This window comes from Pedobacter sp. MC2016-14 (assembly GCF_020991475.1).
Lineage (GTDB): Bacteria > Bacteroidota > Bacteroidia > Sphingobacteriales > Sphingobacteriaceae > Pedobacter.
This window is the reverse complement of record NZ_JAJMPA010000002.1, coordinates 490,096-502,485: the sequence shown is the minus strand read 5'-3', so window position 1 is coordinate 502,485 and position 12,390 is coordinate 490,096. Positions and strand designations below refer to the sequence as shown.

Annotated in this window: 10 protein-coding genes; 5 read left to right on the top strand and 5 right to left on the bottom strand. The window is 37.9% G+C overall.

Annotated elements, in window-relative coordinates; genetic code table 11:
• Positions 1-135 precede the first annotated feature (135 nt).
• The 4 genes from LPB86_RS14325 to LPB86_RS14310 form a co-directional block, all read right to left on the bottom strand.
• Positions 136-1,497 carry a pyridoxal-phosphate dependent enzyme gene (locus LPB86_RS14325; RefSeq protein WP_230645095.1) on the bottom strand — a complete coding sequence of 454 codons (1,362 nt, stop codon included), beginning with the start codon at positions 1,495-1,497 and terminating at the stop codon, positions 136-138.
• A gap of 154 nt (positions 1,498-1,651) precedes the next feature.
• Complete coding sequence (gene dprA / locus LPB86_RS14320) at positions 1,652-2,743, bottom strand: DNA-processing protein DprA (protein WP_230645093.1); 1,092 nt, start codon at positions 2,741-2,743, stop codon at positions 1,652-1,654.
• Between the two features lie 144 nt (positions 2,744-2,887).
• A complete protein-coding gene (gene rsmG / locus LPB86_RS14315) occupies positions 2,888-3,520 on the bottom strand; it encodes a 16S rRNA (guanine(527)-N(7))-methyltransferase RsmG (protein WP_230645091.1) in 633 nt (210 codons plus the stop codon).
• Positions 3,511-4,551: a glycosyltransferase gene (locus LPB86_RS14310; RefSeq protein ID WP_230645089.1), complete on the bottom strand. Its 1,041-nt coding sequence runs from the start codon at positions 4,549-4,551 to the stop codon at positions 3,511-3,513. Before LPB86_RS14310 ends, rsmG begins: the two co-directional genes overlap by 10 nt.
• A 186-nt stretch (positions 4,552-4,737) precedes the next feature.
• On the opposite strand from LPB86_RS14310, the gene tgt reads away from it, so the two are divergent.
• The 5 genes from tgt (at position 4,738) to LPB86_RS14285 (ending at position 11,522) form a co-directional block, all read left to right on the top strand.
• Positions 4,738-5,868: a tRNA guanosine(34) transglycosylase Tgt gene (gene tgt, locus LPB86_RS14305; RefSeq protein WP_230645087.1), complete on the top strand. Its 1,131-nt coding sequence runs from the start codon at positions 4,738-4,740 to the stop codon at positions 5,866-5,868.
• Positions 5,869-6,972: an LptF/LptG family permease gene (locus LPB86_RS14300; protein ID WP_230645085.1), complete on the top strand. Its 1,104-nt coding sequence runs from the start codon at positions 5,869-5,871 to the stop codon at positions 6,970-6,972.
• A 9-nt stretch (positions 6,973-6,981) separates the two neighbouring features.
• The gene (locus LPB86_RS14295) at positions 6,982-7,875 is read left to right on the top strand and encodes a DMT family transporter (RefSeq protein ID WP_230645083.1); all 894 of its coding nucleotides are present in this window, start codon (positions 6,982-6,984) and stop codon (positions 7,873-7,875) included.
• A gap of 746 nt (positions 7,876-8,621) precedes the next feature.
• On the top strand, positions 8,622-11,237 hold the full coding sequence (locus LPB86_RS14290; protein ID WP_230645081.1) for a hypothetical protein: 2,616 nt from the start codon (positions 8,622-8,624) through the stop codon (positions 11,235-11,237).
• A gap of 3 nt (positions 11,238-11,240) precedes the next feature.
• The gene (locus tag LPB86_RS14285) at positions 11,241-11,522 is read left to right on the top strand and encodes a hypothetical protein (protein ID WP_230645079.1); all 282 of its coding nucleotides are present in this window, start codon (positions 11,241-11,243) and stop codon (positions 11,520-11,522) included.
• A 40-nt stretch (positions 11,523-11,562) separates the two neighbouring features.
• Here LPB86_RS14285 and LPB86_RS14280 read toward each other — a convergent pair whose 3' ends face one another.
• Positions 11,563-12,075 (bottom strand): Lrp/AsnC family transcriptional regulator, encoded by a 513-nt coding sequence (locus LPB86_RS14280; RefSeq protein WP_230645077.1) that lies wholly within the window; start codon positions 12,073-12,075, stop codon positions 11,563-11,565.
• Positions 12,076-12,390: the final 315 nt, after the last annotated feature.

The following is a 12,390-nucleotide window of genomic DNA, read 5'->3' as shown; positions in this document are numbered from 1 at the left end:
TATGAGGCCGCTGGAAAAAGATGTTATTATTTCAGCTAACGGTCTTCAGTAAAAGTGATTTTAGACCCTCTGTATTTTGCGCAGCTTAATACAGGCAGTCCAAAAATCACCTTTACTTTTTAAATCTATTTTGAACTACCCTGAAATTGCGTTAATGATATCATATTGAGTAATGATCTCAATCTTTCCTTGCTCATCCTCTACCAATACTGCACTATTTTCTTTGTTGATCAGGCCAGAAATACGGTCGATGGAGGTATTTAAATCCACAAAAGGAAAAGTAGCTGTCATGATCTCTTTAACAGGAGCAGATTTTAGCGAAGGATTTTCAAGCAATGCTTTCAGAATATCTCCTTCTGCAAGCTTCCCTACTACCATACCTTGCTGTATTACAGGTATCTGAGATATATTCAAAGTATTCATGGTATTGATTGCTTCTAAAATTGTCTTCTCACAATCAATGGTTAACAATTCTGTATGCTCCTTTTTAGCAATAATGGATTTGGCCGTTAACTTTTCATCTTTTAAGAAACCTCGCTCCCTCAACCAGTCCTCATTATACATTTTGCCCATATACCTGCTTCCATGATCATGGAAAATTACCACAACCACATCTTCTGGTTTAAGTTTATCTTTTAATTGTAGCAGCCCCGCGATAGCAGAACCAGCAGAGTTACCGGCAAATATCCCTTCTTTACGTGCAATATCACGCGTCATCAGCGCCGCGTCCTTATCGGTTACTTTTTCAAACAGGTCTATGATGTCAAAATTTACATTCTGTGGAAGGAAATCTTCTCCTATTCCTTCAGTGATATATGGATAGATCTCGTTCTTATCCATTATTCCTGTTTCTTTGTATTTTTTGAACACAGAACCATAGGTATCAATTCCCCAAACTTTGATATCAGGATTTTGCTCCTTTAAATATTTCCCTGTTCCGGAAATGGTTCCACCAGTACCTACACCGACAACCAAATGTGTAATTTTGCCTTCGGTTTGCGCCCATATTTCAGGCCCTGTTTGCTCATAATGAGCTTGGGTATTGGATAAATTATCATATTGATTGGGCTTCCAGGAATTGGGAACTTCACGCTCTAGACGTGAGGATACAGAATAATAAGACCTTGGATCTTCAGGATCAACATTTGTGGGACATACAATTACTTCTGCTCCAAAGGCCCTGAGCGCATCCACTTTTTCTTTAGACTGCTTGTCTGTAGTGGTAAAAATACACTTATAGCCTTTAATAATGGCGGCCATAGCTAGTCCCATTCCTGTATTTCCGGATGTACCTTCAATAATAGTACCTCCTGGTTTTAATGCACCGCTTTTCTCTGCATCGTCAATCATCTTTACGGCCATACGGTCTTTAATAGAGTTACCAGGATTGGTTGTCTCAATTTTAGCCAGCACAGTGGCCTTAACATCTTTAGTAATGTTATTCAATTTCACCAATGGCGTATTGCCAATTGTTTCTAAAATATTATTGTACCACATGCTACAAAAATACCATTTGAGGATGTTAATTCTACAAACAATTACATATTAAAAATATAATTCTGATACTAAATAAATAATAGAATTATATTTTATCCTACTAAGTATATAGACTTATAAACTTTCAATTTTATAGGTCATCGTAAAATGCATCTCAAATTAAATTGTAGATTTTACCTGGCAAAACAGTTAGTAATCCTTGAATTTCGAGATTTAAAAGGTGAATTGCCAGCTTACTTTGAGGAATAGATGTAGCTGCTGAAATCTCATCTATCAGCGCTGGAGATCGCCTGAGTAAATCAATAATTTGCTTTTCTTCGTCAATCAGATTGACATCCAGATTCCGCTGCACGGCAAACTGTGGCAGCTTTACATCATTCCAGCCCATATAATGAATAAGGTCTTTGCTATGGTTGATTAATGCAGCACTATTGTTTTTAATGAGATGGTTACAGCCCTCAGAATATTGATCTGTTGTTCTTCCTGGAAAAGCATATACATCTCTTGAGTAAGAGTTGGCAATATCTGCGGTAATCAATGCCCCTCCTTTAGCTGTGGCTTCTACAACTATCGTGGCATCAGTCATCCCTGCTATAATCCGGTTTCTTTTAGGAAAATTCTCTTTGTCCGGATTGGTGCCAAAAGGAAATTCAGTGAGCAACCCTCCATTCTGAGCCATTTGTTGTGCAATATTAGTATGCAAACTGGGATAGATCCGATCTAAACCATGCCCTAAAACGCCTATGGTAGAAACTCCCCGTTTCAAACACTCCTGATGCGCAGCTACATCGATGCCAAAAGCAAGACCACTTACCAATACTACGTCGTAACGCATCAGTTCTGCTGCCAATTGCTCACAAAGCCGTCTGCCATAGTCGGTAGCCTTCCTGGTACCTACTACGCTTACCATTCTTGGGTGATTGAGATCGGCAGTACCTTTATAATATAAAACAATAGGAGCATCCGCGCATTGCCTTAACCTCCGCGGATAATTATCATCACTGTAAAACAGTATTTCTATCTTTTGACGCTCAATGATTTTCAACTGTTGTTCTGCCAATTTTAGTGCATTTGTGTTCAAAATATGCTGAACTCTTGCTGCTCCAATACCATCTATGGCCAGAAGCTCTTTTTTGGAAGCTTTAAAAACAGCCTCTGCAGAGCCAAAATACGTTAATAGATTACCTGCATGGACATGACCAATGCCCTCTATAAAGCTTAGTGCGACTTTGTGAATTATACTCATAAGCTAAATTAACAAAATAACCAAGTCTACAAGATTCTAATTACAACAAAATATTTACTAAAATTAGAAAAGAAAAAAATAAAAACTATAGGGAAACATAACGCCTAAAATTGAGCATTGCAATAGGTAATAAAAAAACACTAATTACTGGGGGATATAAACAACGTATTTGGTTTCAAAAAAATCCTCTTCAAAATAATTTGAGAGTGGATAGAGTTCAGCTTTTAATCTTGACTCTTCAATTTCTTCTCTTAAATCTCCACCTTTTAAGTATAAAATACCATTAGGAATAGCGTTTTTATGCTCTTTACTGAATTTATCTTTTATCCAGGGATAAAAGTCAATTAGTCGTGTTACCGCTCGTGACACTACAAAATTATACTTATCTGTAATTTGCTCGGCACGCGAGTGACTTGCTTTTACATTGGTTAAACCTAGCGCTGCAGCAACCTCCGTTACTACTTTTATTTTTTTACCTATGGAATCTACCAAATGAAATTGCGTTTCCGGAAATAATATCGCCAATGGGATTCCTGGAAATCCACCACCGGTACCTACATCAAGTACCTTTTCTCCGGGTTTAAAGCTGCAAAATTTAGCTATTCCAAGAGAATGTAAAATATGGCGTTCATACAGCTCATCGATATCTTTTCTGGAAATGACATTGATCTGTGCATTCCAAAAGCTGTATAAATCAAATAATTGATCAAACTGAGCAATTTGAGTTGCTGTGAGCGCTGTAAAATACTTCTGAACTAATGCTGATTTTATTTCCACTGTGCTTTTTTGACAAATATAGACAGAATGCCGTTAATGACTAAAAAAATGAATAAGAGCGGATCAAGTATGGGAAACCACCAACGTAATCCAGGATAATTTAGGCGGGTTAACAACCTGGGATAAATAAAAGAACGCAGCAGAATACTCAAGGCAAAAATGCCTAAGGCCAGGTACAACGTTGATTTAAAGCAAAGAAGAACAACGAGTACTGCATAAAACAGGAATTGAAACAGAATTTGCGAGGTTAAGATGAATTTATGTTTGTCTTTATATAATTTACCTGCCCCGAAGTGACGCTTCTTTTGTACCAGATATGATTTTAAAGTGGTTTTTGGTACAGACCATACCTGTGCTAACTGATTAATTCTAATTTCTATATTTTGCGCATTTGCATTTGCATTTACAAATAAATCATCGTCCCCGGAAGTAACATGCATGTGTGCCGCAAAGCCTTTATTTTTGAAAAATAGTGTTTTTTTATAAGCAAGGTTCCGCCCAACGCCCATATATGGCATTCCTTTTAAAGCGTAAGACAAATAGTTTACAGCAGTAAAAAATGTTTCAAATCTGATTAAACTGTTGATGAGTCCGGCTTTTTTAAAGTAGGGAGAATAACCAAGTAAAATCTCTGTATTTTCATTTGCTGGTGGTTGCATCCCCATCAGCCATTGAGAAGACGCCGGCATACAATCTGCATCTGTGAACACCAGCCAATCGTTTGAGGCAGCTTTTATGCCCATGGTAATGGCAAATTTCTTGCCTGCAATAAATTTATCCCCCTCTGAGACAGTGACGATCTTCAGTCTCGGGTAGGTTAAAGCAAATGCTTCCAAAAGCTCCTGTGTACCATCCCAGGAGCGGTCGTTAACTACAACCACTTCAAAATCAGGATAATCCTGCTCCATCACCGAGGGCAGATATTGTTTTAAATTCTCTACCTCATTTCTAGCGCTTATAACTACACTTATGGGTTTAAATGCCGTTTGAAGTACAGGTTCTACTTCTACATTTAATAGTTTTGAATGCACAAACAAACTAAAATACAGCTGTACAAGAAAACAAAATATAAATATGCCAAGGAGGCAGGTTTCTAATAAGGTCAAATTCACGATATATACAAAGAAGGCAAATTTCTGATTTTTAATCTGTAATGCGGGGTTATGTTGATAAAAAATTTAACCACTTAATCGCTCCTTTTTTGCTATTTTTGGGCGATGAATTTTACCCTGGAGGCAAACGACCCACATTCCAAAGCCCGTGCAGGAACAGTAACTACTGCACACGGCGAGATACAAACACCCATTTTTATGCCTGTAGGCACCGCTGGGACTGTTAAAGCAGTACACCAACGCGAGTTAAGAGATGACATTAAAGCTCAGATTATTCTTGGGAATACCTATCATTTGTATTTAAGACCCGGGCTGGATATTATAGAAAAAGCCGGTGGCCTGCATAAATTTATAGGTTGGGAACGCCCGATCTTAACAGACAGCGGAGGATATCAGGTATATTCACTCAGCAAAGTCAACAAAATTAAAGAGGAAGGTGTAACCTTCAGGTCGCATATTGATGGTTCTAAACACCTGTTTACTCCAGAAAATGCAATGGACATTCAACGAACTATTGGGGCAGACATTATAATGGCCTTTGATGAATGTACACCTTACCCCTGCGATTATAAATATGCAGCCAATTCCATTAACATGACACATCGCTGGTTGAAGCGTTGCTGTGCACGTTTTGACGCTACCCAACCTAAATACGGATTTGATCAAACCCTATTCCCTATTGTTCAAGGTTCTGTTTACAAAGACCTAAGGGTTAAATCTGCAGAATTTATTGCCGCTATGAATAGAGAAGGCAATGCAATTGGAGGGTTATCTGTAGGGGAACCCGCAGAAGAAATGTATGGTATGACGGAAGTAGTATGTAATGTATTGCCGGCAGATAAGCCCCGCTACCTAATGGGTGTTGGCACGCCAATTAACATATTGGAAAACATAGCACTTGGAATAGATATGTTTGATTGCGTAATGCCAACCAGAAATGCACGAAACGGGATGCTTTTTACAAGAAATGGAATCATAAATATTGGTAATAAAAAGTGGGCGGATGATTTTTCACCGCTTGATGCTGAAAGTGACTTATATGCAGATCAGGTTTATTCTAAGGCTTATTTGAGGCATCTTATGCACAGCAAAGAAATGCTTGGCGCACAAATTGCTACTTTACATAACCTCCATTTTTATCTTTGGCTGGTTAAAGAAGCTCGAGAGAAAATTATTAGCGGTGAGTTTTACGCCTGGAAAAACAAAATGGTTGGGGTTTTAGGCAACAAACTATAAATGAACATCATCAAAAACAGAATCAAAATTATTGACTGGTACATCATCAGCAAATACCTGGGTACATTTATTTATACCCTATCTGTATTTGTAGTGATCATTGTCATTTTTGACCTGTCGGAGAAACTGGACGATTTCCTTGGCAATAACCTGAGCTTTTGGCAGGTAATTACCTTATACTACGCCGGATCCATTCCATTTTACGTAAATATGCTCTCTCCGCTCATCAATTTTATAGCAGTTATTTTCTTTACTGCAAAGATGGCCGACCAGACTGAAATTGTACCGATATTGAGTGGCGGGGTAAGTTTTAATCGTTTCCTGGCACCTTATTTTATGTCAGCTTTTATCATATTCTCTTTTAATCTTGCTTCCAATCTCTATATCCTTCCTTATACTAATCAAATCAAAAACAACTTTGAAAATACCTATATGAAGAAAGATGATCCGGCAAGCAAACAGAACATCCACATGAAGCTTGACGATCATACCTATATCTATATGGAGAGCTTTGACAACCGTTCAAAATCAGGCTATAGGTTTTCTTTGGACAATTTTGACGGTGATATACTCAGGAAAAAGTTAGTGGCCGACAACATTAAATGGGACTCTGTTAAACGTTCCTGGAAGCTTACAAATTACTCTATAAGGAATGTGAACGGGCTAAAAGAAACCTTTGTTAGCGGAGCAAGTTTAACTAAAGATACGGTGTTAGATATGCGGCCTGATGACTTCTCTGTATTTGACAACATCTATGAGAATTTAAGCAACAGAGACCTGTCAACCAAAATAAAAAAGGAGAGATTTAGGGGATCTGGCATTATGAACGACTTACTTTATGAGCAATATAAACGTTGGCTACAGCCACTTTCGGCATTTGTACTTACACTTATCGGCGTTGCCTTATCATCCAGAAAGGTTCGTGGAGGCGTTGGCCTGCCGCTTGGAATAGGTATATTTCTTAGTTTCGCTTATATTGTAGTGAACCAGTTTGCAAAAATGTTTACGCTAAAAGGTGGTATTCCACCACTCATTTCTGTACTTATCCCCACCATTTTCTTTGGCATTTTAGGATTGTACTTACTTAAAAAAGCACCAAAATAATTCCTCAACATGGCTGATAGTAGCGCCGAAAGCTCTAAAAAAAACCTGATTATCCTTCACCTCACCGTAATTATATGGGGTTTTACAGGTGTTTTAGGTGGATTAATCTCCGTTAATGCTGTACAAATGGTTTGGCATAGAGTCTTAATTGCAACCATAACGCTACTTTTGTACTTCTTTTTTAGCAAGAAGAGCCTTAAAATTACTCAAAAAAACCTCCTGCAATACTTTCTTACTGGTGGTTTAGTAGCCTTGCATTGGATTCTATTTTTCCATGCCATCAAGGTTTCAACAGTCTCTGTTGGCCTTGTTTGTTTGTCTTCTTTCACTTTATTTACAGCCATTTTAGAGCCCCTTATTAAGAAAAAAGCGATTGAAATTGGCGACATTACTGTTGGCTTTATTATCATTTTAGGCATTTATCTGATCTTTAAATTTGAAAGCCAGTACACTTTAGGGATAGTTTTAGGCCTCTCATCTGCTGTTGCATCCAGCCTTTTTTCCATATTTAACTCCACACTTATTCAAAAAAATGATGCCATCACCATCGGATTTTATGAGATAGCAGGCGCCTTTTTATGGATTACGTTGTACCGTATAGCAGATGGAAGTTTGGTTAATGAGCGCTTTAATTTAAGTGGCGCGGACTGGATTTACCTCTTTCTTTTGGGTACGATTTGCACCGCTTTAGCTTACGTTGCCGGCGTATCTGTAATGCGAACTTTGTCTGCTTTCAGAGTTGCCTTAATCACCAATCTCGAACCAGTTTACGGAATCATATTGGCCTTCTTTTTTTTCGGAAACAAGGAGACAATGAGTACTGGTTTTTACCTCGGTGCCGGATTAATTCTGGGTTCTATTTTCTTATACCCTATCTACAAAAAGCGTAAAAACAAAAACTAATTTCCCTCAATCTCTCCCGCTAAAAAGCGTATCCACTTTAAGTTTTATACCTGCCGAGGCTTCGATCAAAGCCGAAAAATTCAATCCTATTTAGCGAGTAAAACAGCAAATTAAACACTACAAATTCTGCATTAATTGACCTTATTGAAACCGATAAATTTCGGCTAAAACCCGCTCTTCAAACTCGCATTTTTAATTGGTTATTCCAAAAAAACACTGGTCAAAAAATTCAAAAAACTTCCCATAGCCATCTTGAGATGCAGCAGATTTTGTATACAGAATTCATTTTACAATGAAAATTTAAGTTTAAATTCCCGCATAAATAGTGTACCTTAAGCACGGAATTAAAAGTAATTAGGAAGACGCTAATTTTTGCTTAAACCAGCTTTTAAATGAAATAAAAAATCTGATTTAAACCAGAAAAATGGATCATATAATTTACAAATATCACATTAAATATGAATCACTTAAATAGTTTATATAAAAAATAACATTATATAAAACCCCAAATACAATATTCAAAAAACTAACAATTTTAGCAATCACACTATATGCCTCCTAAAAACATAAACAAATATCACTATATCAAGATATTAGCATATATTACATTAAGTTTAATTTCACATTGTGTTTATGGACAAATTTACCTTGGAGAACAGAACCCACTTAGTGTAAAATGGAGACAAATTAAGAGTGCTGGATTTAAACTCATCTACCCAGTTGAGCTGGAAAAAGAAGCCCAAAGAATGGCAAACACAATCCCTTTTATTTTCCCGAAAGACGGAGCCAGCTTAGGTGTTCAAAAAACCACTATCCCCATCGTATTTCAAAATCGCGGCGTGGTTGCAAATGGCTTCGTTCAACTTGCACCAAAAAAGTCAGAATTCTTTACTACTCCACCGCAACAATTCGACAGTCAGGACTGGCTCAATAATCTTGCAGTTCATGAGCTTCGACATGCCGCTCAATTTGATAAATTGACCCGGGGCCGCCCCTACCCTTTTCCCGAGGAAATCTATTATGCAGTGATGGGCGCAAGCATACCACTTTGGTTTTTTGAAGGAGATGCAGTGAGCACGGAAACATCACTTACAAATGCTGGCCGCGGAAAACAACCGTCATGGATTATGCCTTATCGAACAACGTTACTAAACAACAAAAATATCTCTTATACCAAAGCCCAGTTTGGCTCTCAAAAAGATGTAACCCCCGGCTACTATCAACTCGGCTACCTGATGGTATCTGCCTTAAGAAATGAATTTGGAAAAGGTATTGCAGACAGCTTGCTTTCCGACATCAGGGACAGGCCGGTCAGGCTTTACCCATTTTCCAACAGCCTTAAAAAATTTACAGGCAGAGGCAGCAGAGCGTGGTACCTGCACACTACTGCAGAAATCAAAAAAGCATGGCAACAGCAGGACGAAGAAAACTTTTCAATCAACTACACCAAACTTCACAAACCTGCAACATACGCTACAGATTATTTCTTACCGGTAAGACTACCTTCCGGCGAAATTCTTGCGCTCAAGCAGAGTAAAGCCGAAACCGCCCACTTCGTACTAATTGACTCCACAAAAAAGGAACGAAATCTTTTTGGCATCAGTTATCAGGAACAACCCTGGTTTAGTTACGCAAATGGAATTTTGGTTTGGGACGAGATTCGCTACGATCCAAGATTTAGACAGAGGAGCTACAGTGTCATCTGTTCTTACAATTTTGACAATCGCAGTTTCAGAAAATTAAGCACCAAATCCAGAATCTTCTCGCCATCGCTTTCTGCTGATGGAAAAAAAATTGTTGCCGTCCAGGTGGACCTCAGCAACAACAGTCGCCTCATTGAACTGGAAACAGAAACAGGAAAAATTATCCGCAGCTATCAAAATCCGGAAAATGCCATCCTCCAGACCCCCTCTTTTGATGAAAGCGGAACTACCATAGCTTTTGTGAGTGTGACCGAAAAAGGAAAATCCATCAAAACCATTAATCAACAAGGAAAAATCAAGAACCTAATTGTCAACTCAGCACAGCAGCTTAGCAGGCCAATTTTTATTTCCTCAAATATCGCATTTAACGCCCACTACAGCGGAATCGACAACATCTACAGCATAGACACCGCATCAAAGAAAATCAGCGCTCTGAGCGCCTCTAAATACGGCGCTTTTAATCCATCAAAAAATAGTGCCAGCAATGACATCCTTTTCAACAACTATAATCTTCAGGGCTATGAAATCGCTGAAGCTAGTTTTAAGCCCCAGGACACAACTAAAAACAATTTTATATACTTTGGATCGTCAGCAGAAAAACAAGAGCACACAGGCAATGTTTTTAAAGCTATCCCAGACAGCGTTTACACTTCGACTCCTTACGGCAGGTTCAGTCACTTCTTCAATTTTCACAGCATAAGTCCTCAAGTAGAAAGCGACTACATAGCAGGCTTAAGATTAAAATCCAACAACCTGCTCAATACAATTGATTTTTACGCCGGAGCAGACTACCACCGGGATCTCGGCAGGTTTGCTTATGTTGCAGGCTTGAGCCTAAAAAGTTTTTACCCGATTTTGAACCTAAGCTATCAAAACAGACCTGTGAGAAATTTTTACAGTTCTGCACAAGGCATACGTCAGGGAGACTGGCGGGAAAACTACTATGCATTCAGCGTACAGGTTCCGGTGAACTTAAATGCACTAAATCACAATTACAGCATTTCAGTTAGCACAGGCACAAGCTACACCAAAAGGTACATGCCGCAAAACCTACCTTCAAATTTCATTACTGAACTTCAATTTCCGATAAGCTACAGCTTTTCGTTTTCGCACACCGTTAGACAGGCAGAACGTGATGTTGCCCCAAAGTGGGGGCAGATTTTGAGACTGCGTTACCTTTATCAGCCATTTGACAAAAGCTTACCAGGCGAGTTATTTTCTGCAGCAGGTTTTCTTTACTTTCCCGGATTAGCCAATAACCACAACTTTCTGGCAAACTTTAATTATCAAAACGCAACGGGCGTTAGAAGATACAACACAGATATCAATACCGTTGCAGGCTACAACAACGTTGCAGCAAAATCCACTTTAAAAAATACACTTCTGTTTGGCTACAGCTTCCCAATTGCTTTTCCAGATTTTGAGGTTGGTCCTCTTGCTTACATTAGAACTGTAAGAGCGGGCTTATTTTGCCATTACGAAAACATCGGCAAAGAAACCAACCTCAGCCAGCCTAAAACCTATGGTTTTGAATTTCGAAGCAAAATGAATGCGCTCCGTTATGACCCTATCCTGGAAGTAGGCACAAGATTTGTTTTTGTTAACAAAACCTACAACCAAAACCCTATATTCGAATTAATTTTAAACTACAACTTTTAAGCTATGAGGGCGAAAACTATTTTCACAATTCTTTTTACTGTGATCATCACCGTTTTTTTAATGATCAATACCGATGCAGTGGAGTTTAATTTTATCTTCGGTAAAGCAGAAGTTTCAAAACTTCTGGTAATTGGAATTTGCACTTTTATAGGTTTTATTCTTGGTTATTGGGTAGGACGACCCAGAACAGTGATTAGCACCTATGATGATAAGTTTGAAAATGAAAAGACTCAAGCGGAAACAAAAGGAGTTTTAAGTGATGAAGACAGGGATTACATTTCGTAATCTACCTGTCAAAAGACTTCAGAAAACCATCAAGCACCCATCAATTCTTTTTAGGATAGAACCTATCTATACACTGGCTTAACAATCTTGATAAGTCAATTTTATAAGTCCCCTTCATTTTTTTAAAAACAACATGTGTAGTATTACTCTCAATACCACCATATCTGTATATTTTTTGCAATGTAACCTCTCCAAATTCCTTTATATCTTTTGTTACAATCCTCAGTAAAACATCTCCGGGAGAGGCCATAAGATCACATTGGACTATTTCGGGAATTTCTTCAATAAGCGCACGAAAAGTTTCAAAAAATTCATTTGAATTTGTTGATAATTTCAAAAACAACAGCGCTTCGAATTTTTTATCCACCATATTGGGATTAAGTACAGCAACATAACCTTGTATGTAACCTAAATTCTCGAGTCTTTTAATTTTGGACTTAACAACGTAATTGGGTATTTTAACCAGAAGAGATAACTCTGCAGTGCTAATCCGAGCATTAATTTGCAGGTGATTTAAAATATTGATATCGGCTTCATCTAACTTTAAGTGCATAAAAATCTAATTTTAATAAATATCACAAATAACCACAACTAATAACCCAAATTCAAACTCATAAAACAAACACAAAATTAATATAAAATCGCAATAGTATGTTTTTTATTATAAATAAAAATAATATTAATTTTAAACAAAAATACACCCCCATAAAAACCTATAAATCAATTCATTATTAGCACACGTTAAAAATCATGATAAAGTTTGATTGTTCGAGCCGGTTTCGGCTCGAAACAGCAAAAAAATAGCATACAAAAAAAGAGGGGGCTGTATCAAAAATGATACAGCCCCCTCTTTGAGTGATGAAGACCG